This window comes from Pseudomonas sp. OVF7, assembly GCF_030644265.1.
Classification (GTDB): domain Bacteria; phylum Pseudomonadota; class Gammaproteobacteria; order Pseudomonadales; family Pseudomonadaceae; genus Aquipseudomonas; species Aquipseudomonas gorinensis.
On record NZ_CP128996.1, the window covers coordinates 4,700,312 to 4,726,863 of the forward strand.

General features: G+C 61.1%; 18 protein-coding genes and 1 pseudogene. 12 read left to right on the top strand and 7 right to left on the bottom strand.

The genetic code is table 11. From position 1 onward, the window contains the following. Nucleotides 1-132: 132 nt before the first annotated feature. Both QU606_RS21360 and QU606_RS21365 read right to left on the bottom strand, forming a co-directional pair. Complete coding sequence (locus tag QU606_RS21360; protein WP_150295051.1) at nt 133-1,782, bottom strand: SulP family inorganic anion transporter; 1,650 nt, start codon at nt 1,780-1,782, stop codon at nt 133-135. 143 nt (nt 1,783-1,925) lie between these two features. Next, entirely contained in the window at nt 1,926-3,203 is a 1,278-nt protein-coding gene (locus QU606_RS21365) for a serine/threonine transporter (protein ID WP_024075893.1), read from the bottom strand. A 500-nt stretch (nt 3,204-3,703) separates the two neighbouring features. Here QU606_RS21365 and QU606_RS21370 point away from each other — a divergent pair, with 500 nt between their 5' ends. From QU606_RS21370 to QU606_RS21385, 4 genes are all read left to right on the top strand, one after another. After that, entirely contained in the window at nt 3,704-4,228 is a 525-nt protein-coding gene (locus QU606_RS21370) for a cysteine hydrolase family protein (RefSeq protein ID WP_069076305.1), read from the top strand. A 192-nt stretch (nt 4,229-4,420) separates the two neighbouring features. Next, a complete protein-coding gene (locus QU606_RS21375) occupies nt 4,421-5,374 on the top strand; it encodes a 2-hydroxyacid dehydrogenase (protein WP_304997485.1) in 954 nt (317 codons plus the stop codon). Nucleotides 5,375-5,503: 129 nt separating this feature from the next. Beyond that, entirely contained in the window at nt 5,504-6,571 is a 1,068-nt protein-coding gene (locus QU606_RS21380; RefSeq protein ID WP_150295057.1) for a phosphotransferase family protein, read from the top strand. A gap of 22 nt (nt 6,572-6,593) precedes the next feature. Continuing rightward, on the top strand, nt 6,594-7,361 hold the full coding sequence (locus tag QU606_RS21385) for an SDR family oxidoreductase (protein ID WP_024075896.1): 768 nt from the start codon (nt 6,594-6,596) through the stop codon (nt 7,359-7,361). Between the two features lie 48 nt (nt 7,362-7,409). On the opposite strand, the gene QU606_RS21390 is transcribed toward QU606_RS21385, so the two are convergent. The 3 genes from QU606_RS21390 to QU606_RS21400 all read right to left on the bottom strand — a co-directional run bounded on the left by QU606_RS21390 (nt 7,410) and on the right by QU606_RS21400 (nt 13,253). Further along, nucleotides 7,410-9,257, bottom strand: coding sequence for a hypothetical protein (locus QU606_RS21390; RefSeq protein ID WP_304997486.1), 1,848 nt, complete (start codon nt 9,255-9,257; stop codon nt 7,410-7,412). Between the two features lie 61 nt (nt 9,258-9,318). Further along, nucleotides 9,319-12,675, bottom strand: coding sequence for a hypothetical protein (locus tag QU606_RS21395; protein WP_304997487.1), 3,357 nt, complete (start codon nt 12,673-12,675; stop codon nt 9,319-9,321). 134 nt (nt 12,676-12,809) lie between these two features. After that, nucleotides 12,810-13,253 carry a carboxymuconolactone decarboxylase family protein gene (locus QU606_RS21400; protein ID WP_024075899.1) on the bottom strand — a complete coding sequence of 148 codons (444 nt, stop codon included), beginning with the start codon at nt 13,251-13,253 and terminating at the stop codon, nt 12,810-12,812. Nucleotides 13,254-13,399: 146 nt separating this feature from the next. On the opposite strand from QU606_RS21400, the gene QU606_RS21405 reads away from it, so the two are divergent. Further along, nucleotides 13,400-14,833, top strand: a complete 1,434-nt coding sequence (locus QU606_RS21405) for a PLP-dependent aminotransferase family protein (RefSeq protein ID WP_304997488.1) — start codon at nt 13,400-13,402, stop codon at nt 14,831-14,833. Between the two features lie 84 nt (nt 14,834-14,917). After that, a complete protein-coding gene (locus QU606_RS21410; RefSeq protein ID WP_069076310.1) occupies nt 14,918-15,319 on the top strand; it encodes a cupin domain-containing protein in 402 nt (133 codons plus the stop codon). A gap of 359 nt (nt 15,320-15,678) precedes the next feature. Here the strand turns inward: QU606_RS21410 and QU606_RS21415 are convergent, their stop codons facing one another. Further along, the gene (locus QU606_RS21415) at nt 15,679-16,308 is read right to left on the bottom strand and encodes a DNA-3-methyladenine glycosylase I (RefSeq protein ID WP_102624351.1); all 630 of its coding nucleotides are present in this window, start codon (nt 16,306-16,308) and stop codon (nt 15,679-15,681) included. Nucleotides 16,309-16,525: 217 nt separating this feature from the next. Here QU606_RS21415 and QU606_RS21420 point away from each other — a divergent pair, with 217 nt between their 5' ends. The 4 genes and pseudogenes from QU606_RS21420 (at nt 16,526) to QU606_RS21435 (ending at nt 19,420) form a co-directional block, all read left to right on the top strand. Beyond that, nucleotides 16,526-17,851, top strand: coding sequence for a C4-dicarboxylate transporter DctA (locus QU606_RS21420; protein WP_304998644.1), 1,326 nt, complete (start codon nt 16,526-16,528; stop codon nt 17,849-17,851). Nucleotides 17,852-17,882: 31 nt separating this feature from the next. Beyond that, a pseudogene (locus tag QU606_RS21425) lies at nt 17,883-17,972 on the top strand (outer membrane lipoprotein carrier protein LolA); the annotation flags it as partial. Between the two features lie 32 nt (nt 17,973-18,004). Further along, nucleotides 18,005-18,706, top strand: a complete 702-nt coding sequence (locus QU606_RS21430; protein ID WP_024075905.1) for a FadR/GntR family transcriptional regulator — start codon at nt 18,005-18,007, stop codon at nt 18,704-18,706. Between the two features lie 18 nt (nt 18,707-18,724). Continuing rightward, nucleotides 18,725-19,420 carry a GntR family transcriptional regulator gene (locus tag QU606_RS21435; protein ID WP_069076312.1) on the top strand — a complete coding sequence of 232 codons (696 nt, stop codon included), beginning with the start codon at nt 18,725-18,727 and terminating at the stop codon, nt 19,418-19,420. Nucleotides 19,421-19,616: 196 nt separating this feature from the next. Here the strand turns inward: QU606_RS21435 and QU606_RS21440 are convergent, their stop codons facing one another. Then, on the bottom strand, nt 19,617-24,485 hold the full coding sequence (locus tag QU606_RS21440; protein ID WP_168233613.1) for an NAD-glutamate dehydrogenase: 4,869 nt from the start codon (nt 24,483-24,485) through the stop codon (nt 19,617-19,619). A gap of 492 nt (nt 24,486-24,977) precedes the next feature. Between QU606_RS21440 and QU606_RS21445 the strand changes: the two genes are divergently transcribed. Together QU606_RS21445 and QU606_RS21450 are read left to right on the top strand one after the other, a co-directional pair. Continuing rightward, nucleotides 24,978-25,331, top strand: coding sequence for a hypothetical protein (locus QU606_RS21445; RefSeq protein ID WP_024075908.1), 354 nt, complete (start codon nt 24,978-24,980; stop codon nt 25,329-25,331). 259 nt (nt 25,332-25,590) lie between these two features. Beyond that, nucleotides 25,591-26,550, top strand: coding sequence for a MoxR family ATPase (locus tag QU606_RS21450; RefSeq protein WP_017739127.1), 960 nt, complete (start codon nt 25,591-25,593; stop codon nt 26,548-26,550). Nucleotides 26,551-26,552: the final 2 nt, after the last annotated feature.

The window sequence follows — 26,552 nt, forward strand, 5'->3', positions numbered from 1 at the left end:
GCCTGGAATACTGTGGGAGGGGGCTTGCCCCAATAGCGGTAGTTCAGTCAATAGCTCCAGTGACTGATTCACCGCTATCGGGAGCAAGCCCCCTCCCACACTACGCGCAAGCCCTCCCACACCATGCCTGCGTCACGCGTTGCTCGCCTCACGCGCCAACTGCACCGCGTCGTCGACACTCAAGCCGCTGAGCAGTACATGCGGCGCCAACGCTTCAGGCAGTACCTGCAACACCTCGCGGGCATCATGCCGCACACGGGCCAGCACCAGGCGCTTGCCCTCCCCCCGCACCTGGGCAAAAAACACCGCCAGCGCTTCGATACTGGTGCCATCGAGGTCGGGCGACTCTTCCAGGCTCAGTACCACCGCCTGAACGGGTGCCTGGCGCATCAGGCGCAAGGCCGCCCCCAGGATGCGCTCGGCGTTCGCGAAAAACAGCGCTTCACTGGGCCGCACGATCAGCACGCCTGGCACTTCCACAGCATCGGCATGGTGCTGGCGATCGACAAAATCATGACTGTCACCCAGGCGCCCGAGCACCTGGATGTCCGCTGAGGACATCTGGCGCAACATCAACATCACGCTGATCGCCACGGCGAGCAACAAGCCATCCAGCACACCCAGCACCAGCACTGCCGCCACCGCGCAGACCACCAGCAAGCGATCGCGTCGCCACAGGAAATAGCGCCCCAGGGGCTGCAGGCTCAAACCACGCCCCAAGGCATAGATGACTACCGCCGCGAGCACCGGCTCCGGCGTCAGCGCCACATACGGCAGCACCGTCAGCACGATCACCAATATCACCAGCGCCGCAACGATCCCCGCGAACCGTGAATAGGCGCCGGCCGCCTCATTGGCCGAGGTCGCCGAATACCCGGCCCCCGCCGGCATGCCGTGGAACAACCCCGACACCAGGTTGGCCGCCCCCAGCGCCAGCAAATCACGGTTGGATGACACTCGGTCGCCATGCTTGAGGGCGAATGAGCTGATGGAGCCGTAGGACTCTGCGTACAAAATCATCACCAAGGCAAATGCCAGTTCGCCCAGGCGCAACCAGTCGGCAAACGGCAGTACCGGCAAATGCCCGAGTTCCAGGCGCAGGTCGATCATGCCGATCAGCGCCACGCCCTGGGCCTGCAGGCCCAGTAACTGCCCGGCCACGATGCCCAGCACCACGACCACCAGGCCACCGGGCACCCGTGGCAAGCGTGCGCACAGCCGCAACACCAGCAACGCCGCCGCCGCCACCAGCGCGGCGGGCCAGTTCCAGCGTGGCAACTGTTCGAGCAGTTGCGGCAGGAAGCGGATCAGGTTGTTATCGGTGAGATGGACGCCCACCACATTGGCCACTTGCTTGAGGATGATGGTCAACGCCAGGCCGAAGGCAAAGCCGCGCAACACCGGCTTGGCGATGAACGAGGTGACGCCGCCGAGCTTGAACAGCCCGGCCAGGAGAAAAAATACCCCAATGATCAGCACCAGCCCAAAGGCCAGGGAAAGCCTCAGCGCCGGGTCGTCACCGGCCAGGCTGGCCGTGGCCGCCGCCAGCACCGCCGCCGACGATGAGGTGGCCGAGACAATCGCAAAGCGGCTGCTGCCAAACAGGCCGTAGCACACCAGCCCGGCAAACAAGGCAATCACCCCGGCCTGGGGTGGCAGTGCGGCAATGCTGGAATAGGCCACCGCTTCCGGCAGCAGCAAACCGGCAATGGATAAGCCGGCGAGAATGTCCTGGGTGCGATTCGGCGGTATGACAACGGGCGTCTCGGTTGCAGTTTTCAAGCGGCCCCACTCCTCCTGGCAAAAACGTGCTCCAGCTTAGCGCTCATTGGCGTGTCGTGGTTGAGCCCCGTCAGGTTTTGCACGCGCAAAAAAAAGCCGATTCGCGGTGTGCGCGAATCGGCCTTGTGGGGTACAGCCGGGTGTCAGGACAGCAGCGAGTAAATCAGCGCGGTAATCGCCACCAGGCCGACGGCCGTGACGAATACGTTGGACGCCTGCCCACGGTACTTGGCCATGGCCGGCACCTTGCGGATCGCATACATCGGCATCAGGAACAGGATCGACGCAATGATCGGCCCCCCCAGGGTCTCGATCATGCCGAGGATGCTGGGGTTGAGCGTGGCCACCATCCAGCACACCACCAGCATGAAGGCGGCGGTCATGCGGTCCAGGGTCTTGGCTGCAGGGCGGCGGCCGCTCTTGACCACCAGGCCTTTCAAGCCTTCGCTGGCACCGATGTAGTGGCCCAGGAACGACTTGGCAATCGCCACGAACGCAATCAACGGCGCCGCGAAGGCGATGGTCGGGTTGTCGAAGTGGTTGGCCAGGTACGACAGGATCGACAGGTTTTGCGCCTTCGCTTCAGCCAGCTGTGCCGGCGACAGGGTCAGCACGCAGCTGAACACGAAAAACAGCACCATCACCACCATCAACAGGTGCGCACGGGACAGGATCTGCGAGCTGCGCTCATCGGCATGGGCGCCGTACTGGCGCTTCTGGTCCACCGCAAAGGCCGAGATGATCGGCGAGTGGTTGAACGAGAACACCATCACCGGAATCGCCAGCCACAGGGTATTGAGCAAAGCCGACGGTGCCGGGACCACGCTTGCCGTGCTGAGAATGCCGCCGGTCCAATGGGGGATCAGGTACACCGCCAGGAACAGCAAGGCGACGATAAACGGATACACCATCAGGCTCATGGCCTTGACGATCACCTGCTCACCGCAGCGAACCACTGCCAGCAGGCCGAGGATCAGCACGAATGCCAGGATCGCCCGGGGCGGCGGCATGATATGCAACTGGTGCTCCATGAAACTGCTGACGGTGTTGGTCAACGCCACGCTGTAGATCAGCAGGATCGGGAAAATTGCGAAGAAGTACAGCAAGGTGATCAGGGCACCGGCCTTGACGCCGAAGTGCTCTTCGACCACATCGGTAATGTCGGAGCCTTCGCGGCCGGACAAGACGAAACGGGTCAGGCCACGGTGGGCAAAGAACGTCATCGGGAAGGCCAGCAGCGCCAGGATCACCAGCGGCCAGAAGCCCCCCAGGCCCGCGTTGATCGGCAAGAACAAGGTGCCGGCGCCAATGGCGGTGCCGAACAGACCGAGCATCCAAGTGGTGTCCTGGTGGCTCCAGTTTGTGAGGGTTGCAGGTGTCGTTGCATAGCGTTCGTCGACGCTATTGGCCTGATCATTCATCCGGTCGGATCTCCGCATTTCCACAGCCGGGACGAGTCAGAAAAACCTGACAGGCAGCGCCCCAGCCATAACAGGGGCGCGATTGTCCGGGATTCTCCTGAAGAAGCAAAGACTTAGCTGAGGAACGGTTATGCGACGCAGACGCGCAGGGGCGGCTACAGGCGGCGGTTTTAAAGGGCTCTGGCGTGACGCAGGATAATCCGGCCGTGCACAATTCTATTGGGGCCACATACCTGTCTTGTGAATGAGCGTCGCACGGCAGCAGCCTGGCGCACGCAATGACTGCCCGTTGACAGCCCCACGTCCATCCCAGCATGATCGGGGCATGAACCTGACTCAGCAATGCCTCACCCGTACCACCACCACGACCGCTCAAGGCGGGTCGTGCGGTTGCCGTGGGTGCTTGAACTAGCCACACACAGAATCAACCCAAGGCCCCGCCAGCAATGGACGGGGCCTTTTTATTGCTCCGTCCTCCGGCCACCACCAGGAGCACTACAATGACTGACGCCCTACTGATCATCGATATGCAAACCGGCTTGTACGATGGCCCGGACAAACCCTTCGAGCGCGAACGCGTACTGGGCACCATCAACCACCTGATCCAAGCCGCCCGCAATGCCGGCGCTCCGATCTTCGTGGCCCGCCACACCGGCCCTGCGGGCTCCCCCATCGAAGCGGGCAGCCCGCCTTGGCAGGTATGGCCCGCGCTGGATGTCGATGAAGCGCGCGACCACCTGTTCAATAAAACCCGCCCCAGTTGCTTCCTGGGCACGGACCTGGCGCAGCAACTGCACGCTGCACAGGTCAATCAACTGGTGATCGTGGGGATGAAAACCCAGTTCTGTATCGACACCACCTGCCGGGTGGCGGCAGAACTGGGGTTCTCGGTGCTACTGCCCGAAGACGGACATACCTGCATGGACACCCCGACACTGTCGGCCCAGGAAATCATCGAGCATCACAATGCAACGTTGGCGGGGGCATTTGTAAAACGGGTGAGAGCGACCGAGATAGCGTTCTGACAATACAAACCCTATAGGAGCGAGCTTGCTTGCGACAATCGTAAACGCTATCACGCGAAACCTGACGGCCCCTCCCACCAGGTTTTTCGCGAACAAGCTCGCGCCTACAGTAATTTTTCCATCCAGACAAAACGCGCCGTCCTGCAAATCCCGCATACTCATGCCCTCAAACCCTTCAGGAAGAGCCTTCCGATGACCACCACTGTTCTGGTTCTGGTTGAAACCATCAACGAATACCTGCAAATCATCGAGAGCAACGACTTTCATGTGATCCTGGCACCGACGCCCGCCGAACGCGCCCAGGCCATCAAGACCCACGGCGGGCAGATCAAGGCCGTGCTGACCCGTGGCCCGCTGGGGCTGTATGCCGAGGAAATCGCCGCGCTGCCGTTGCTGGAGATCATTTGCGTGATCGGCGCCGGCTACGAACACGTGGACCTGCAGGCGGCGAGCAACCGCGGGATTGTGGTCACCAACGGTGCCGGGGTGAACGCACCGTCGGTGGCCGACCACGCCATGGCCTTGCTGCTGTCGCTGGTGCGCGGCATTCCGCAGACGGACGCGGCGGTGCGGCGCAGTGAATGGCCCAAGGTGATGCGCCCTTCCCTGGGCGGCAAGCAACTGGGCATTCTCGGGCTCGGCGCCGTGGGCCTGGAGATCGCCAAGCGTGCCGCCCTGGGGTTCGACATGCAGGTGAGTTACCACAATCGCCAGCCGCGCGATGACGTGGACTACACCTACTGCGCCAGCGCGGTGGAACTGGCGCGCACCTCGGACTTCCTGATCCTGGCCACACCCGGTGGCGCCGGAACTCGCCATCTGATCGATCGCATCGCCTTGGATGCGCTGGGCCCCAACGGCTACCTGGTCAATGTCGGGCGTGGCAGTGTGGTGGTGACCGCCGATCTGATTGCCGCCCTTGAACAGCGCCGTATCGGCGGCGCGGCACTGGACGTCTTCGACGATGAACCCAAGGTCCCGGATGCCCTCAAGCGCCTCGGCAATACCGTGCTGACCTCCCACGTGGCCGGCCTGTCGCCGGAAGCGGCCCACGACACCGTGCAGCGGGTGGCTGACAACCTGGTGGAATTCTTCGCCGGCCGACCGGTACTGACGCCAGTGACCTTGCCGCAGCCCAATAAATGACCGATCAGGCACGCTGATCATCATCCAACACGCTAACCTATTAAGCCGCCCCGACCTTGTCGTTGGGCGGCTGTGCGCATTAGATTAGGAAATAGTCCAAGGCCTTTATAATAAGCAGAAGGGATAAGCATGGCGCTGAACGACCAATCGACCCAGATTCGCCCAGGCGAAGAACTTGATGCCAGCCTGATCGATCCCTACCTCAAGGCCCACATCCCTGGCCTGAGCGGCACGCCCACCATCAGTCAGTTCCCCGGCGGTGCGTCCAACCTGACCTATCTGCTGGAATACCCTGGCCAGGAATTCGTCCTGCGTCGCCCGCCCTTCGGCCACAAGGCCAAGTCCGCCCACGACATGGGCCGTGAATACCGCATTCTCAACCAGCTCAAGGATGGCTTCCCGTATTGCCCCAAGGCCTACGTGCATTGCACCGACGAGTCGGTGATCGGCGCCGAGTTCTACGTGATGGAGCGTGTCAACGGCATCATCCTGCGCTCCGACCTGCCGGCCGAGCTGGGCCTGGACGCGACCAAGACCGAAGCCTTGTGCAAAAGCTTTATCGACAAGTTCGTCGAGCTGCACCAGGTGGACTACGCCGCCTGTGGCCTGGCCGACCTGGGCAAGCCCGAAGGCTATGTGGCGCGGCAGATTCGTGGCTGGAGCGACCGCTATGAAAAAGCCCTGACCCCCGACGCTCCGCGCTGGGAGGCCGTGCGCGCCTGGCTTAACGACAAGATGCCGGCCGACCACCCGACCTCCAGCATCGTGCACAACGACTACCGCTTCGATAACGTGATCCTCGACCCGCACAACCCGATGCAGATCATCGGCGTGCTGGATTGGGAACTGACCACCCTGGGCGACCCGCTGATGGACCTGGGCAACACCCTCGCCTACTGGATCGAAGCCGCCGACCCGGCGCCCGTGCAACGGATGCGCCGCCAGCCGAGTAACGCCCCCGGCATGCTCACCCGTCGCCAGTTTGTCGACTACTACGCCGAGCGCTCGGGCCTTGAGATCGACAACTTCGACTTCTACTACACCTACGGCCTGTTCCGCCTCGCCGGCATCGTGCAGCAGATCTACTACCGCTTTTTCCATGGCCAGACCCAGGACAAACGCTTTGCGCAATTCATCCAAATGAACACGCTGCTGGAGCAGATGAGCCTGAATGTCATCGGCAAATCCGCGCTCTGATCGCCTATAACAAGGAGTCCCCATGTCCAAGACCCACCTGTTCGACCTCGATGGCAAGATTGCTTTTGTGTCCGGCGCCAGCCGTGGCATCGGTGAAGCCATCGCCAAGTTGTTGGCCCAGCAAGGCGCCCATGTGATTGTGTCCAGCCGCAAGCTCGAAGGCTGCCAGCACGTGGCGGACGCGATCATCGCCGACGGCGGCAAGGCCACCGCAGTCGCCTGCCACATTGGCGAAATGGAGCAGATCACCCAGGTGTTCGCCGGCATCCGCGAGCAGTTCGGGCGCCTGGACATCCTGGTCAACAACGCCGCGACCAACCCGCAGTTCTGCAACGTACTGGACACCGACCTCGGGGCCTTCCAGAAGACCGTTGACGTGAACATTCGCGGCTACTTCTTCATGTCGGTGGAAGCCGGCAAGCTGATGCGCGAGAACGGCGGCGGCAGCATCATCAACGTGGCGTCGATCAACGGCATTTCGCCGGGCGTGTTCCAGGGCATCTACTCGGTAACCAAGGCCGCCGTGATCAACATGACCAAGGTGTTCGCCAAGGAATGCGCCGAATTCGGCATTCGCTGCAACGCCCTGCTACCGGGCCTGACCGATACCAAGTTCGCCTCGGCGCTGGTGAAGAACGACGCGATCCTGAAAATGGCCCTGGCGCAGATCCCGCTCAAGCGCGTGGCCGACCCAAGCGAGATGGCCGGCGCCGTGCTGTACCTGGCCAGCGATGCATCGAGCTACACTACGGGCGTGTCGCTGAATGTGGATGGCGGCTTCCTGTCCTGAACACGTGCCTGGGAGCAAGGGCGCTTGCTCCCAGGCATGCCGGCAGGACTAGAAGTCCACGGGACTCATATCAATCTTGAACATGACAAGTTTGCCATCCTTGGACGTCGCACCTAATAACTTGAATAACTGGCCACGCCTCAACGCGTCGGAAACGCGCTTGGCCGCCAGCGTACCGGGTTGGGATAACGCCAGCACTTGCCGCACCCAACTGTCGGTCATTTGACGTGAGCTTGTCGTCCCTCCCAGGCTGACGTTGGCAAGCTCGCCGGCGGAGGTATAACTGACATGCTTGGCTTCCAGAATGTAGATATCGCCTGCCGGGCCTTCAAACACCCGATCAAAGCCATTCTGCCCACCTCCGTAGGTTCCGCCGGGAAGTACCGTATAGCCATCTTCCGTCAACCGGGCCTCATACATGGCTTCGTTCACTTCGCCCTTGCGCTTGTTGTCCCGGGCAGCGTCTTTTTCCCGCCACGTCTCAAGTAACGCCTCTTCGGCCAACGAGCGCCTTCTATCGGGATAGTGCAGTTGCATCGTTCGGCTGATACGCGCCACATTGAAGTTACCGTCTTTTGAGCACCTGACCGTGCCCAAACCTTGAAACGCATCGAATATCGGCATCCCCGGAGGCAATGGGCGGCGGTTTTCCAATGCGCTGCAGATGGAAGCCAGACAGTCATACGGGTAACCATTGCGCCAGATATAGGCATCGATCAGCGCCCCTTTTTGCGCCGTTGGCGCACTGCGGATAGCCGGCTCGCAAAACCCGACTATTTGACGCAAGTAGCCCTGCATATAGCGATAAACCCACTGGTCGATACTGCTATTACTCAGATCGACCGCCCCCACATGCCCGGCATAACCTTTGATATTCCGGACCGATTGAAAAAGATCCGAGAGTTGATCAACAGCCAGCATCGGCACCCAGCTATCGGGCGCGCCACCCATTTCAATTAAAATCTCTGCCCTGCCATGACCGCCTGCATCTACCACCTTCCAACGCAGCCATGCGCTATCGAAGTTCACTGTGCAAAAGCCTGTGCCCACCGGCAAATAATGTCGGTTGTCGTTTAACCTGAACAAGCCATCCCGTTCGATACGCCCGGCGCTTACCAGATTGCCTCCCGCCCCCACAGAAAACAGATGGGGTCGCGCATTCGGTACAGCACCTGATGGGTTGCCAAAATTGGCATCCATAAAATATTGCTCAGCCCCGATCATGAAGGCTCTCTTGCCGGAGAACGTCAGGGTGTCGGCGGGGGCCGGACTCACCGGCAACGTGTAGAGCCCCAGATTCCATACCGGATCAATACGCAGGGTCGCCGACAAGCTCACAGGGCTCGGTGTGGCGGTAAGCGAGGAAGACGAAGCACTGTGGCTCAATGACGATGCCGATGAGCTATGACTGAGGCTCGGGGAAGAAGAAGACGAACTGGCCGCAGAATGACTGCGCCAGGTGTTCGTCTGCGGCACCCGGTGAAGTGCAGGACCTCGTGGCAAGCGTGAATCCGGCGCTCTTTCACGCCATTCCCCGGTCTGCGGATCACGCACCGCCAGAACGGTCGTCCCGTCATCCAGGTTCAGGTAATTGCGCGATTCATATTCACGCAATCCAGTCGCTGGATCAGGTGCGGGTATGGGGTCACCGTCGGGGGCAAAAATAGCGTCTCGGGTTACGGCGGGGGTCGTCGGCAGATCGGTAATGCGCTGATAAGTCGCGCTCGGAACAGCTGCGGCTGGCCTGTTGCGCACGGGTATCGCTTCAGGCGGCAGGGGCCCGCCAGCGAAGTCAACGACAGGAAACGCAGTACGCGCACTGGGTGCCGCGCCACTGGGTCGATCGACCGGGCGCCCTGCTACCGGTTGCACGGAAGGGGAAGTAAATTGCTTCATAGAATGTCCTTAGACTATGTTGTTCAGCCGCCCGGAAGAACCACCTCGGCAGCTTATGGATTCAAGTTGAAACAGCCAGCTCATCACTGGATACCTGCCGATGCCTGTCAGCGTCCAATCTCCAGCAATCAGCCATGACGTCGTAATAAACAGTGCCCGTTGTCCCATCGGCCATGCCGATGCCCGTCACGTTAACGCGTGGCGTAAACACTGCGGCTCTTTGTCGGCAGTGACGCAAGGCCTTCAACAGTTGCGCAATCGAACTATTGCCCGAAGCGGCGACCCTGGCGAGATACACCTTGCCAAGGTCCAGCCTGACGTCGAAACGTCCGCCGTCCTTTGAATGAATCCGGATGTTTTCCAAGGGAACGTCGGGGTCGTCATACTTGGGGACCCTAATCGACACGCTGCCCACCTTGATGTGGCCAGGGCTGACAACAATGCTGTCGAGCTGAATATCTTCCGCCAGCGCTGTACAAAAGAAGTCCCAGGTCGATGCATCGGACTCTTTACTCAGCGCCTGCGGTGTCGATAGTTCAACGGTCGCCCAGGACGTCAGATAGATTTCGTATACCCCGCCCCGTCCGCATAGCACACAGGTTGCCAGCTGAGGCGCCGCGCCCAGGTGCACCCGTTGTGAGTGAGCGGTCAGATTTATGCTTTTAGGCGTGCGCGGCCTCAAGAACGGGTAATGCCCGTGCCTCAGGTTCAACGAAGCCATTCCGTCCTTGATTCTATAACCTGGAGTGGCGAAATCACCGACGTAAGACTGCACCGGCGGTAATAGCCGGTACGAAACACCATCACGCATCACCACGACGAACTCAGCCTTCAACTTCAAGGCTGACGCTTGCAATGAACCGCCCACGCTCGTCCACGTCGCTGAGGATTGCGCCGCGTATTCGTCCAGATAAAGCGTGCGGCCATCAGCCCACTCAAACTTTATCTTCGCGCCCGTGTAATCCAGGTAGTCGAAGTTGCTCACGCGTCGCGTGGCCACATGATAGGTGGTATACACCCCTGCCAATTCCTGGTTGTCATAGTCCACATACACACAGCATCGGTCCTGCTCCTGGCTTGCATGGGCATCAATGGCCGTCATCCCGTGGCCGCGACTGACAAAGTAACTGGACGTGCCTGCCGCCAAGGCAACCGACTGACCGGGGCCCAGAATAATCGGGGAGATCCTGGGTCCGGGAGGCGCCAGCACTTCCATGCTCACTTGCGGCTCCCCGGTCGGTTCCAACGCTTCAGGCAACAAGGGCGTTATTCGATAGCCGTCCTGCGTGAGAAAGCTGAAAAGTTCGTTGACCAGATGGCGTTTACCCTCACGCAGCGTGTAGACATTTTCGATTCCGACACAAGGGCCTGGCAGTTCACCGTCCAGCCCCAGGGTAGACTCCACCTTCAGAGCGTTGCCCGAGATCCACCAGCGTTGAATCCGGCTGAAGGGCCAGTTGAGCATGATGAGGCTCCGCTGCTGGCCGTCCTCCTCGATGACGACATCCTTGGCGCTCTCAAGAATCTCGAAGTAGTCGGCGCCTGGACCGCCATTCACCCTGGCACTGCCCCGCTGTATCAACAACTGGTCGTCTCCGGCCATTGCGTGGGCCTTGTCGTGCTCCCCCTTCAAGACAATACGGTTGGCCTCGTTACTGCCGGTAATCACGCTGGAAGCGCCGGCAAGGGACGCAACATTCTCAATGCTCCACAACCCCATGCACTTGAGACCGTCTCGGCCATTGTCGGTCATCAATGTCACGCTGCCCGCCCCCAGGTTGACGTTGAAGCCTGCTGCACGCGGCCATGTCGCCTCGCCGAGAAAGCTCAGGGTGTCAGCCCCGGTACCGCCCACCAACACCGAGATCGGCACCCGCCCTTCTGCGCCAGAAAAAGTATCCGGCGGTACCTCGAACATGAATTCGTCGTCCTGGCTGCCGCCCACCAGGTACTTGCGGCCACCGCTGTAGCGAAAGTGGTTCGGGCGGGTGGGCACCCCCAACACCGTGTCATCCCCGCCACCCAGCAGCCAGAGCACACCTTTTTCGGGCCCCTTCGTCCCCCAGGTGGCCTCGGGCAATAAATCGACGGCCCCTTCCTTGGTCGCATCGAAGTGGTCATCCACCTCGTGGATGACCGGTTCACGGACCAACGTGTGGGGGGCCTCACCCGCCTGCTCATCCCATTGATGTTTCCAGTGCCGTATCGTCTGCAGGTGGACCTCGAACGTGCCATTGACGATGGCCTGCACACTGTTCTTCATCTCACCGCCAAGCAATGCCCTGGCTTGGGCCTTGAGGCTTTCTGCGTATACAGTGCGCGCGCGGCTGGTCGTGTAGCGATCGAGTACGCCTTCATCCAAGTCAATACCGGTAAACGCGAACCAGCCGCTGCGCAGGCGCTCATGGGTGCTCAACTCGATGTAATCATCGATATCATCCACCACCCGGCACGCGGCATAAATCCGGGTACCGACAATCAGCACCGCTGCGGCGATAAGGCCTACGGGCCCGGTCGCGCTGAAGCCGGCCAACGCCGAGACGCCCAGTGCAAGACTGAGGGTTGCGCTGACGAGACTGAAACCGGCCTCGACGTAGAGATCCTGCGCCTGTTTGCCTTCTGCTTTCAGCGCGTTTGAAAGCGCAATGCCCGCCTGGGCAAGGTCAAACGGCACGGTCAATACCGAGGCGATCAATCCAGCACCACGGCGTAACAGCAATCCCGCGCGTGATGCACAGAACCCGCGATAAACCGTATGGCCGGCGCTCATCATTTTCTGGCCGATACGCTCCAGCGCCAACTCCACGCCGAGGGACGTCATTTCTGCGGAAAAGGCGCTGCCCTCGAACAACAGCTCGCCCGCATCCCCCGTTCTGAGCGCTTCGCCTATTCCTCGAATGGCACTGTAAAAACCGTAGAGCTGCAGCCCGGCTCCCAAGGTTTGGGCACTCCCGCTTCTAAGCTTATCGGCCCAGCCGGGCAGGCTTTCCATGGCACCCACGTCGTTGAGGTTGACGTCCTGTACCCGCCGCAGCAGTCGATCGAGCTTGACAATCGCCCCGTCCGAAACATCAGGCGTGCTCAACATAGCGGGCGCCCAATCCGAACGTAATGACGCCAGTTCAAACAGTGCGGCGGTGGCCTGGTCACAGGTTGCACTGCTGGCGGACGCCAGATAGTCCTTAAGGTGCACAGCAGAAAACGTGATCTGATCGATCAATGCCTGATCAGCTTCCTTGACACGATACCGCGCCACGTCAAGGTCCGCGCCCTCCACGCGCGCGCCCATATTATCCAGGGCCACACGGCCAACCGAGATCTCACCGATACGCATCGATCCCCATGCTGCATCCAGATCCATCAAGGTCTTTTGACGCAGCTGTAAGGCAGACGCGCCTTCGTCCTGCAATTCTTCCATTACGGCACTCCAGTCACTGACGAAGAACGCTTCGTCGTTATCAACGCGAACACCCTGTGCGCGCACTGCGTCGATACTGAAGTGTTGAGGCATGAACCTGAGGTGTATACGTAGAGCGCTGGTGAATATCCCGATCAAGCGTTCGGCGGTTGCTGGCGAAAACTCACCGCTAAGCGGTTCCAGCCACTGATGCTGGATACCGCCATGGTCAGGTCCACCAGTTCCTGCTCGCTGAACTCCACGCGCACGGCGCTGAAGAGTTCGTCTGAAACACTGGAAGTCGGCAGCATCGCCACCGATTCGCACCAGGCCAATGCCGCCTTCTCCCGCGGCGTAAAGAACGGCGAGTCACGCCATACGCACAGCGCGAACAAACGTCGCTCCGTCTCGCCGCGCTGACGCGCCGCCATCGAATGCATATCGGTGCAAAAGCCGCAGTGGTTGAGCTGCGAAACGCGGATCTTGATGAGTTCCAGCAGCGGCCGCTCGATGGACAGGCCAAAGGTGTTCGCCTCCAGCAGCAACATGCCCTTGAGCGCTTGTGGTGACGCGGTGTAGTAGTCCAGACGGGATTCCATGGGGCAGTTCTCGGGCAATGACACCTCAGCCTAGAACCCTCACGGTATAAGCCCTATAGCCAATTCGACGGTTTACCCAGGGACCATTTTGAGCGCGCCTCGCGAGCGAGTAACCTTGGCACAGAACGAAGACCCCGGGATGAAACATGGAACTGCACGTCATCATCAATGGCCGCAAGGATCTGGCCGAACAGCTGTACCAGCAGTTGCACGAAGCCATTGTCTCCGGGCGCCTGGCCGCCGGCGCGCAACTGCCGCCCAGCCGCTTGCTCGCCGAACAACTGGGGGTATCACGCAAGACCGTATCCGACACCTACGCCACCCTGACCTACGAAGGCCTGCTGGTCGGCAAGACTGGCCGCGGCACCTTCGTCAACGCCCCTACGCCGCAGACCGAGCGCCTGCAAACCGCTACCGACCTGGCCTGCGCCGCCAACCTGAAAAAGTGGCAGTCACTGCCTTCGCCCATGCGCCACCCCACTCGCGACAGCACGTTGCGCTGTGAATTTATCGGCGGCGCCACCAGCCGCAACCAATTCCCCCAGGATGAATGGCGGCGTTGCACCCAGGACGCGTTGCGACGCATCGCCCAGGACAGCGGGTTCTACAGCCAGCCCGAAGGGTTGCCGGCCCTGCGCAGCGCCATTGCCGGGCATATCGCGTTTTCCCGTGGGGTCAAATGCCGCGACAGCGACATCGTGGTCACCAACGGTGCGCAACAGGCGTTGGACCTGATCGCCCGTGTGGTGCTGGAACCGGGCAGCATCGTCGCCATGGAAGACCCCGGCTACAGCCCCGCGCGTCAATTGTTCATGGCGATGGGGGCTTTGGTCATTGGCGTTCCCGTCGATGAACAAGGCATCCAGGTCGACCGGATCCCCGATGGCACACGACTGATCTACGTCACGCCGTCGCACCAATTCCCACTCGGCATGCCCATGAGCCTGGCACGTCGCGAAGCCTTGCTGGCACGCGCATTCGAGCTGGGGGCGATCATCATCGAGGATGACTACGACAGCGAGTTCCGCTACGAAGGCCGCCCCACCGATTCCCTGCAAAGCCTGGACACCCGTGGCGTGGTCACCTACGTCGGCACCTTCTCCAAAACCCTGCTGCCCGAGCTGCGCCTGGGTTATGCGGTGCTGCCCCCGGCGATCTACGGTGCGGTGCTCAAGGCCAAGCAATTGACCGACCAGCACAGCTCCACATTGCCGCAATGGGCGCTGGCCAAGTTCATCAGCGAAGGCTATTTGCTCAAGCATATTCGCCGCTGCCACACCGTGTACGCCGGGCGCCGCGAGCGCATTTTGCAACGCCTGGCGGGCGACCTTGCGCCGTGGTTCGAAGCGGTGCCCACCGTCGCCGGGTTCCATATGGCGGCGTTGTGCAAAGTACCGGTGAATATCCCGTTGCTGATGGAATTGGCGCGCCAGGTGGAAGTCGGCCTGTACCCGCTGGACGTGTTCTTCCACGACACGCCGGTGCGTCCGGGCCTGATCATCGGGTTTGGGGCCATCGAGACCCTCGACATCGACCCGGCGCTGGACAAGGTGCGCGATATCCTCCAGCAGATTGGCTAAGGGGTTTTCCACCGGATTGGTCATTGGTCGCGCGAAAAACCCGGCGTACGGTGGGCAGGTCTCGAACTTCTCGGAAACGTCGCCATGAAACGCCTGCTCGCCACCACCCTGATGCTCGCCTCGCTCAGCGCCTTTGCCCACGAGCCCGTGTACAACCAGGAATCGATCAAGGTCCTGCAAGAACACGCGCTGACCAATGTGCCCGGCAAGAAAACCCTCATGCTCACCGTGGACTACGCCCCCGGCCAAGCCACCGTGCCCCATAGCCACACGGGCACGGCCGTGGCCTACGTGCTCGAAGGCGCGATCACTTCGCGGGTCAATGATGAGAAAGCGAAAACCTACAAGGTCGGCGAATCGTTCTACGAGCCGGCCGGCTCGCGACACTTTGAATCCAGCAATGCCAGCCAGACCCAGCCGGCCAGGTTGCTGGTGGTGATAGTGCTGGACGACAAGGCCGAAGTGCTGACCCCTCTTCCAAAATAATCAGCCGCCCCCCCAATCAGAAGTTTGGGTGGGGTGCTAAATGTGGGAGGGGCGGTGCGACGATTCGACTTGCCCCCGATAGCAGTGGGTCAGCCATAGATGCATCCACTGACACTCCCTCATCGGGGGCAAGCCCCCTCCCACATTTTTTACCGAGTACACCAGGCACAACTCTGGTCGGTTCCAAGGCAGCCAAAGCCAGAGCAAAAGCAGACTCAGATCGACCTGATGTATGCAGATCCAAATGTGGGAGGGGGCTTGCCCCCGATAGCGCTGGGTCAGTTAACAAATAAGTGACTGACACTCCCTCATCGGGGGCAAGCCCCTCCCACATTTTTTAACTGCGGTTTGTCTGTGGCTCACGGGCGTTTGAACTGGCGGCGCAATTCTTCGATCTTTGGGCGGCACGCACACCCATCAAGGTGATCGTTGACCATCCCCATCGCCTGCATCAGCGCATACATCGTGGTCGGGCCCACAAACGTCCAGCCGCGTTTCTTCAAGGCCTTGGATAAGCGCACCGAGGCGGGTGAAGTCGGATTGCCGGTCCAGTAGGCCAGGTCCACCACTGCCGGACGCTCTTCAGGGCCGGGTTCGAACGCCCACAACCACTGCGCCAGCGAGCCGGTCTCGTCCACCAGCTCACACGCCCGGCGTGCATTGTTGATCGTGGAAACGATCTTCGCCCGATTACGCACGATGCCCGGATCTTGCATCAAGCGCTCGATATCCGCCGCGCCGTACTGCGCCACCCGGCGAAAATCAAAGCCCTCGAACGCCACCCGAAACTGCTCACGCTTGCGCAGGATGGTGATCCACGCCATGCCCGCCTGAAAGCCTTCCAGGCAAATCTTCTCGTACAGCTGAACATCATCCGCCACCGGCACGCCCCACTCGCGGTCGTGGTATCGAGGGTATTCCGGCGCCGCCGTGCGCCAGGTGCAGTAGACCTGTCCGGTCTCATCGGTGCTCAGTCCTGGTGTATCCATCCATCACCTCACATGCCAGGTCGCGGATGATAAGCGAAAAAATTTCCACGCGGCCAACCGCTCAAGCGCCGCCCTCCACGACCAACTGGTCAGACCGGGACCTGTCAACCGACGAAGAATGACTTGTTATTTCAAAAATACCTGGCCTAGACTGGCGACGCACTGGACTTACCGGTATGACCACAACAATTAAGCCCTGGAACCACCGGGGCACCGAATAGAGATCCCTCCCATGCTCAGATGGTGCTCGCGTTCGATTTTCCTGCAAGTCGTGATTGGCCTGATGCTCGGCATCGCCTGCGGCCTTGCCCTTCCCGAATTCTCCTCGCAACTCAAACCCCTGGGTGACGGCTTTATCAAGCTGATCAAGATGCTGATCGGCCTGATCGTGTTCTGCGTGGTGGTCAGCGGTATCTCCGGCGCCGGTGACTTGAAGAAAGTCGGGCGCATCGGCCTCAAGTCGGTGATCTACTTTGAAGTGCTGACCACGGTTGCCCTGGTGATCGGCCTGGTCATGGCCTTCAGCACCGGCATCGGCACGGGAGCCAATATCCACCTGGAACAGCTCTCCTCCGCGGGCCTGCATGAACTGGCCGACAAGGGCCAGCACATCAAGGGCACCAGCCAGTTCCTGATGGACCTGATCCCCAACTCGGTGATTGGCGCCTTTGCCGATAACAATGTGCTGCAAGTGCTGCTGTTTTCGGTGTTGTTCGGCAGCGCGTTGAACCTGGTGGGCGAAGCGGCTTCCGGCATCACTCGGCTGATCAATGAACTGAGCCACGTGATTTTCCGCATCATGGGCATGATCGTGCGCCTGGCGCCGATCGGCGTGTTTGGCGCGATCGCCTTCACCACCAGCACCTACGGGCTGGACTCCCTGCAACACCTGGGCAGCCTGGTGGGCCTGTTCTACCTGACCTGCTTTGCGTTTGTCGCGCTGATCCTCGGCCTGGTGATGCGCCTGTCGGGCCTGCGCATGTTGCCGTTGCTCAAGTACCTGCGTGAAGAGCTGCTGATCGTGATGGGCACCGCCTCCTCCGACGCGGTGCTGCCGCAGGTCATGCGCAAACTCGAACACCTGGGCATTGGCAGCTCCACCGTGGGCCTGGTGATTCCGACCGGGTATTCGTTCAACCTCGACGGTTTCTCGATCTACCTGACCCTGGCCATCGTGTTTATCGCCAACGCCACCGGCACGCCACTGTCGATGACCGACCTGCTGACGATCTTGCTGGTGTCGCTGATCACCTCCAAGGGCGCCCATGGGATTCCCGGCTCGGCGCTGGTGATTCTGGCGGCCACCCTTACGGCCATCCCGGCGATTCCGGTGGTCGGCCTGGTGCTGGTATTGGCGGTGGACTGGTTCATGGGCATCGGCCGTGCGTTAACCAACCTGATCGGCAACTGCGTCGCCACCGTGGCCATCGCCCGCTGGGAAAAAGACATCGACATCCAGCGCGCCAACAAAGTGCTGGACGGCCAGCAGGGTTATGCCTTCCAGGCTAAAAAGCCGGTAGTGCCAGCGCATCAGGAATTCTAGAACGCTAACGCCTTCCACTGTAGGAGCGAGCTTGCTCGCGAAGATCGTCAACGATAACGCGGGCATTCTGGATGCACGCGGTGACTTGAAGTTTTTCGCGAGCAAGCTCGCTCCTACAGTGCAGGGATTATTCATTTTTAAGGAGCGCACGACGTGATCAGCACCTCAACCGTCGTCAATTCAGTCGTAGAAAAACTCCGCGCCGCCTTGGCGCGGGGTCAGTGGCGCCGGGGCGAAATGTTGCCCGGTCAGCGTGAACTGGCCGAACAGATGGGCATCAGCCGCCCCAGCCTGCGCGAGGCCGTGATTGTGCTGGAAACCCTCGGCCTGGTGCGCTCCATGCCCGGCAAAGGCGTGGTCGTGCTGGAAACCAGCATCAGCGAACCGCAATCGAGCGACGCTGTGGCCGACGCCAGCCTCGAAGACATCCTGCAACTGCGCTACACCCTCGAACCTTTCATCGTCGGCCTGGTGGCCCAGTCCATCAGCAGCAAGGAAGTCGGCCAACTGCGCCTGACCCTGATGGACATGCGCGAAGCCCTCGACGCCGGGGATGCCGAAGCCGGCATGAACGCCTACCTCGATTTTCACGAAGAACTGTTTGCGCTCACCTCCAACCCGATCTTCCAGAACGTGGTGCAACAAACCAGCAACGCCCTCAAGCAAAGCGCCCAGGTGCTGCGCAATTCCCCCGAGCACCTGGCCGAACGCCTTCAGGAAAACGAAGCCGTAGTACGCGCCATCCGCAACAAGAACAGCGCCCTGGCCAGTGCCGAAATGCGCCGGCACATCCTCCAGGAAGGCCTGCGCATGGGCATTCGCTTGAACATCCCGGACGACCATCTGGGCAGTTGATTTTTTTGGAGACCGGCCATGACCGCCCACGCCTTGCAACGTGCCCCCCTTGTCACTGCCCTGCCCAGCATGCGCCTGGTGGGCGCTAAAAAAACCTCGGTGGATGACATCTACCCACGGCTGTTCGACGCCATCCTCGAACAACGCATCGCCCCCTCCAGCCGCTTTACCGAAGAGGGCCTGGGCGAAACCTTTGGCGTCAGCCGCAGTGTGATTCGTCGCGTGCTGGCCAAGCTTTCCCATCAACAAGTGATCATCCTGCGCCCCAACCAACGCGCCCAGGTGGCGGCGCCGGACGCGCAGCAAACACGGCAGATCCTGGAAGCGCGGCGACTGACCGAAATCACCGTGGTGCAACTGGCCTGCGCCCAAGCCACGCCGATGCAAATCCGGCAGTTGCGCGAATTGATCGCACGCGAGCGTGACGGCATCGAACGGGACCTGCGTGGGCCGGCGATTCGCTTGTCGGGGGAGTTTCACCTGAATTTGGCGGCCATTGCCGGGAATGGGCCACTGGCGCAGTTTCTCAACAGCCTGGTGCCGTTGACGTCGCTGATCATTGCCCAGTACGAAACGAAAGCCTGCACGTATTGCGCGTGGCAGGAGCATGAGGCGATTGTGGATGCGGTGGAGCAACGCGACTCAAGCACCGCAGTGGCCCTGATGACCCAGCACCTGGATCACCTGGAAGCCAAGTTGCTGAAACACCATTAATCTCCAGATAAAACGAGATCAAAATGTGGGAGAGGGCTTGCCCCCGATAGCTGTGGGCCAGTCATGAAGAGGCTGGCTGACACTCTGCTATCGGGGGCAAGCCCCCTCCCACAGTTTTTGGGGTGTTTGATAAAGGGCATTCCAACAAAAAGCCCCTGCATCTCACAATGCAGGGGCTTTTGTTTCAGGCGCTAAATCAAGCCGGTTGCAGCGCCGACTGGCCACTCAACGCCAGGTCCAGCAACTCACGGTTGGCCACCGCATACATGGCGTAGTCCGTGCCGACCGCAGCACGGATTTCCACCATCATGGCGCGCCAGCGATCAGCCATGTCCTGGTGTTGCTCAAGCCACAGGGCCACGCGGGCTTCCATGTCTTGTGGCGCGTCGGCCATTTGCAGTACCGAGATGGTGATCGCCCGCTGCTGCCAGTCCACGTCGTCGCGGAACGCTTCGCGAGCCTGGGCCTGCCAGTTGTTGGCCACCGGCAGATCGCTGATCTGCTGCAGGTACCACGGCAAGTCCAAGGCGCTGCCGACAGCGAAGTAGGCCTTGGCCACTTCGGCGGCGTCATGCCCGGTAACGTCGGCGGCTTCGATGATCGGCAGCAAGGTGTACAGGTGAGTCGTGCCTGCAACCATGCGCGCCAACAATTCCGGCACGCCGGCTTCGGTGTAGGCCTGGTAGCGGGTCTGCCAACCTTCACGGGTCGGGCCTTCCAGCAGTTCGTCGAGCTTGAGGCCCAGCGCGGCCAGGTGCGGACCGAAGTGCGCGGTATCGCGGCCAGCATCCTGTTCGTTGCGACGGCTGCGCAGGAACCAGCGCGTCGCGCGGCGGCCCAGGCGCATCAGTTCGTCCATCAGCTCCAGTTGCACGTCGGCAGAGACCTGGTGGTCCAGGGCTTCGATCTGACGGAACCAGTGCGGGAGATGGAAGATGTCCCGCACGATCACATAGGCGCCCGCCACGTTCGCCGGGCTCATGCCGGTCGACTCTTTGAGGCGTTGAACGAAGGTGATGCCCATGTGGTTGACCAGGTCGTTGGCGATCTGGGTGCTGACGATCTCACGCTTGAGGCGGTGGCGACGCATCGCTTCACCGAACTTGGCGACCAGGCTCGGTGGGAACGCGGTCTCCATGTCACGGGTCAGGTACTCGTCATCCGGCACCAGCGACTTGAGCAGTGCTTCCTTGAGGTCGATCTTGCTGTACGAGATCAACACCGACAGCTCCGGACGGGTCAGGCCCTTGCCGGCGGAAGCGCGCTCGGTGAGCTGCTCCTCGGTCGGCAGGTACTCGATGGCGCGGTCCAGCTTGCCACGGCTTTCCAGGTCGCTCATCAGGCGCTTGTACTCGGCGGCACGCTCGTAGGCACGGCGCGCGGCCAGGGACAGGGCCTGGGTCTGCTTGTAGTTGTTGCCCAACACCAGGCTGCCGACTTCGTCGGTCATGCTCGCCAGCAACTGGTTGCGTTGCTTGTCGGTCATGTCGCCGGCCTGCACCACTTCGTTGAGCAGGATCTTGATGTTCACTTCGTGGTCGGAGCAGTCCACACCACCGGCGTTGTCGATGAAGTCGGTGTTGGAGCCGCCGCCATTGAGGCCGAACTCCACACGACCCAGTTGGGTCATGCCGAGGTTACCGCCCTCGCCCACCACCTTGCAGCGCAGCTCGTTGCCGTTGACGCGCAGCGCGTCGTTGGCCTTGTCGCCCACATCGGCATGGCTTTCGGTGCTGGCCTTGACGTAAGTGCCGATACCACCGTTCCACAACAGGTCCACCGGCGCCTTGAGCAAGGCGTTGAGCAGTTCGGTCGGGGTCAGCTTGTCGGCCTGGATGTCGAAGCGTTCTTTCATCTGGGGCGAGATGGCAATGCTCTTCGCGCTGCGCGAGAAGATACCGCCGCCTTCGGACATGATGCTGGTGTCGTAGTCGCTCCACGCCGAACGCGGCAGCTCGAACATGCGCTGGCGTTCGACAAAGCTGGTGGCCGGGTTCGGGTTTGGATCGATGAAAATATGCAGGTGGTTGAAGGCCGCGACCAGTTGCAGCTTGTCGGACATCAACAGGCCGTTACCGAATACGTCACCGGCCATGTCGCCGATGCCCACCACGGTGATGCTGTCTTCCTGCACATTGATGCCGCGCTCACGGAAGTGACGCTGCACGCCGACCCACGCGCCCTTGGCGGTGATCCCCATTTTCTTGTGGTCGTAACCGGCCGAGCCACCGGAGGCGAACGCATCGCCCAGCCAGAAGCCGTAGTCGATAGCGATGCCGTTGGCGATGTCGGAGAAGGTCGCAGTGCCCTTGTCCGCCGCGACCACCAGGTACGGGTCATCGCCGTCATGCCGCACCACGTTGGCCGGCGGCACCAGGGCGCCGTCCTTCAGGTTGTCGGTGATGTCCAGCAGCCCGGAGATGAAGATGCGGTAGCAGGCAATGCCTTCGGCCGCGATCTCGTCACGGGAACCGCCCAATGGCAGGCGACGCGGCAGGAAACCGCCCTTGGCGCCCACCGGCACGATCACCGAGTTCTTCACTTGCTGGGCTTTTACCAGGCCGAGCACTTCGGTACGGAAGTCTTCTTCACGATCGGACCAGCGCAGGCCGCCACGGGCAACGTTGCCAAAGCGCAGGTGCACGCCTTCGACCCGTGGCGAGTAGACGAAGATTTCAAACTTCGGCACCGGCTTGGGCAGCTCAGGAATCGCGCGCGGGTCGAACTTGAAGCTGAAGTACGACTTGTTCTGGCCGTTGGCGTCGGTCTGGTAGAAGTTGGTGCGCAGGGTGGCCTTGATCAGGTCCAGGTAGCGACGCAGGATGCGGTCTTCGTTGAGCACCTGGACGTCGTCCAGGGCCGTGAGGATCGCCTGCTCCAGACGTTGCTGCTTGTCTTCCAGGTCGTCGGCGTTGAGCTTGCGCGCCAGGTAGAAGCGGGTCTTGAACAACCGGGTCAACTCGCGGGCGATGTCGGTGTGGTTGTTCAGGGTACTGGCGATGTAGCCCAGGTCGAAGCCCAGGCGAATCTGCTTGAGGTAACGGGCATAGGCACGCAGCAGCGCGACGTCACGCCATGGCAGGCCAGCGGTGAGCACCAGGCGGTTGAACGCATCGTTCTCGGCATCGCCATGCACGATATGCACGAACGCGTCCTGCAGGGTGTCGTTGAGCTGCTGGATGTCCAGGTTCACGCCTTCGGCGGCGATGAACGCAAAATCGTGGATCCAGAACTCGCGGCCATTGGCATGGCGCAGGCGATACGGGAATTCACCCAGCACGCGCAGGCCCAGGTTTTCCAGGATCGGCAGGACGTCGGACAGGGCCAGCGGGGTATCCGCGTGGTAGAGCTTGCAATGCAGCTCGCGCTGACCGGACACCTGGCCCAACGGCTGGTAGAAACTCATCACCAGCGGGTTGGCTTCGGTGAGGCTGAGCAGGTGCTGCATGTCGACCACGGCAGAATGCGCCGCGAAACGCTCGCGGTAACCGGCCGGGAAGCCTTTCGGGAAGTCGGCCAGCACGTTGGTGCCGTGGGCTTCGCCGAAGCTTTCCACAACCAGGCTGGAGTAGTCGTCCTGCCAGCTGCGGCAGGCCTGCACCACTTCTTTTTCCAGTTGCAGCGGGTCGATGTCCAGGCGGTTCTTCGGGTCGACCCGCAGAATCAGTTGTACACGGGCCAACACGGATTCGGAGAAGAAGGTCCAGAATTCGCAGTCCGAGGCTTTCAGGCGATCCATCAGCACTTGCTGGATCTTCTGGCGCACTTCGGTGGAATAGATGTCGCGTGGCACATAGGCCAGGCAGTAGCAGAAACGACCGTACGGGTCTTTGCGCAGGAACACGCGGATCTTGTTGCGCTCCTGGATCTGCACGATCGACATCACGGTGCTGAACAGCTCGTCGACCGGGGTCTGGAACAGGTCGTCACGGGGCAATACTTCAACGACCTGGGCCAGCTCCTTGCCCAGGTGCGCCTTGGCCTGGAAGCCCGAACGGCGTTCGATTTCCGCGACCTTGCGACGGATATAAGGGATCACCCGCACGCTTTCGCCATACACCGACGAGGTGTACAGGCCCATGAAGCGGCATTCCTTGACGACCTTGCCGTCGGCATCGATCTGGCGGATCGACACGTAGTCCGGGTACGCCGGGCGGTGTACGCGGCTCGGGTGCGCGGCCTTGGCGAACGACAGCACGGTCGGCTCGCGCAGGTAGGACACGGCGTAGTCTTCGATGCGCAGGTCGTCGGCGGTCAGGCCGGCGCGCAGCAGCTTGGTCAGGCCGAGGAACGAGCTGGCGTCATATTCGATATGACCGCCATCCGCCTCGTCACGTACCACGAATTCCTCATAGCCCAGGAACGTGAAGTGGTTGCCCACCAGCCATTCCAGGAAGTTCTTGATCTCGGCCTTTTCTTCGCCGTCGATACCGAACGGGCTGGCGTCGATGCTTTCCAGCAGCTGCTGGACCTTGGCCTTCATCGGCTCGAAATCGGCCACGGCCACGCGCACTTCGCCCAATACCTGCTCCAGCTCTTTGCTCAGCACGTTGAGTTCGGCGGCGTTGGCGCAGCGGTCGATTTCCAGGTACATCAGCGATTCTTGCTGGATGCCTTCGCCCTGGGTGCCTTTAGGCAGGATTTCCAGCAATTCGCCCTTGCTGCCACGGCGTACGCTGAGCACGGTGGTTTGCAGGGTGTGAATACTGTAGCCACGGCGGTTCAGCTCGGTGCGTACCGAGTCCACCAGAAATGGCAGGTCATGGTGCAGCACTTCGACCGCAGTGTGGGTCGACTGCCAGCCATGACGTTCATAATCGGGGTTATAGACCCGCACTTGCGATTCAGTGTGATCAAAGCGCTCAAGCAGGCGCCAGGCAGACAGGGTGCAACCGGCCAGGTCGGAAAGGCGACGCTGGGTCAGTTCGTCCAGGGAAATAATGCCGAAGAATTGCTCAGCGAACAGCGCCACTTGTGGCAGTGCCTGTTCACTGATGTGCTGCGCCAGTGCCGCTTGCAGTTGATGCTGGAAGTCGGCCTTGCTGGCTGCGGTGAAGAACGCCATCTGTGGTACTCCGCTTGGGCTTGTTATTGATGGAAGCGTCGCGTGTTATCCCCTTGCGGGGAGACCGTCAGCTCTGTTCGCAGGTAACGAGTTAAGCACCTTAAACGAATCAGGGTGACAGGTGGGTGAAGCTGGACAAGACAGTCAGGTCACATACAACGTCCATTGAACGTACACCTTGCCGGGCGACGGTACGACGGGCAGGTCAGGCTCCCGGCACAGGGCACATCCGTTGCGCAGCTTAACGAGTGTAGGAAGACCGCTGCTTGCGGTGCTGCGACATATTCGGTCATCGGTAAGCAGGCTTGCGGTTGCGACTTGGACAACCCGGATTTTCCCGCAGAAAAACCGGCTGTTTTCGCCGCAGCGAGTACCAGAAATGACCGATCTTGCCCATCAGGTCATGCACTGGGTCTGACACAGGATGCAGCACAAAATTCGCCGCAATGGCACAATTGCCCACGCAACACCCTCCCCCACACAGGATTCCCCATGCTGCAGCTGAAAACCGACGCATTGATGGCCACCCCGTGCGACGACGAAGAAGACAACATGGCCATGCTCTGCTGCCACGGTAAAAACGGCGAGATGTTCATGTTGACCCGGTATCCGGATGAAAACGAAGTCGAGCTGACCTGGGATTACGAGCCGTCGACCCTGGACGGCCTGAAGGTCACCCTGAGTGATACCACGCTGCAGGTAGAACTCGCCGCAGGCGACGCCGACGCCCTGGGCGGCAAGGACCACCTGGCAATCACCCATGCCACAGCCGCCTCGGACTTGGCCGAAGTCGAGCAAACCCTGCAAAACATCCTCAAAGGCACCGGCACTTTCATCCGGATTTAAGCTGCACCATCGATCAAATGTGGAAGGGGGCTTGCCCCCGATAGCATCGGGTCAGTTAATACATCTGTGACTGACGCGCCGCCATCGGGGTGTAGCTCCCTCCCACATTGACTGTGTTCCCACACAAAAACCCTACAAGTTTTTCTGAAAATACCCGTGACGCCGTTAGTCGCCACCCCCTTCGATGCATTAAAGTAAGCCTCCCAAGCCTGGCGCTCGCGCTCGACCACCAGGCTCATCTCTCCAGGAACCGTCATCGATGGAACATCGTGAAGCGCTGCTTGCGCTGCGAACCTTTCTTTCTACGCAGATTCTCGGCCAGGAAAAACTCATCGATCGCCTGCTCATCGCCCTGCTCGCCGACGGCCACATGTTGGTGGAAGGCGCGCCGGGCCTGGCCAAGACCAAGGCGATCAAAGAGCTGGCCGAAGGCATCGAAGCGCAGTTCCATCGCATCCAGTTCACTCCCGACCTGTTGCCGGCCGATATCACCGGCACCGAGATCTATCGCCCGGAAACCGGCAGCTTCGTGTTCCAACAGGGGCCGATCTTCCACAACCTGGTGCTGGCCGACGAAATCAACCGTGCCCCGGCCAAGGTGCAATCCGCCTTGCTGGAGGCCATGGCCGAGCGCCAGGTCAGTGTCGGGCGCAGCACCTATGAGTTGTCGCCGCTGTTTCTGGTGATGGCCACGCAGAACCCCATCGAGCAGGAAGGCACCTACCCGCTGCCCGAAGCCCAGCTCGACCGTTTCCTGATGCATGTCAAGATCGGCTTCCCGGACGCCGCCGTGGAGCGGCGCATCCTGCAACAGGCGCGGGGCGAAGCGCTCAACGGCGAAACCAAGCCTGAACGCCGCGTCAGCCAGCAGGCGATCTTTGCCGCGCGCAAGGAAATCCTCGGCCTGTACATGGCCGATGCGGTGGAGGAATACCTGGTGCAGTTGGTCATGGCCACGCGCACCCCGGCCAAGTTCGACCCGGAGATGGCCGAATGGATCGCCTACGGCGCCAGCCCGCGCGGTTCCATCGCCCTCGACCGCTGCGCCCGCGCCCATGCCTGGCTGGCCGGGCGTGACTTTGTCAGCCCGGAGGATATCCAGGCGGTGCTGTTCGACGTGCTGCGCCACCGCATCATCCTGTCCTTCGAAGCCGAAGCCGCCGGGATCGACCAGGACCGCGTAGTACAACGCATTCTCGACGTCGTTGCCGTCGCTTGAAG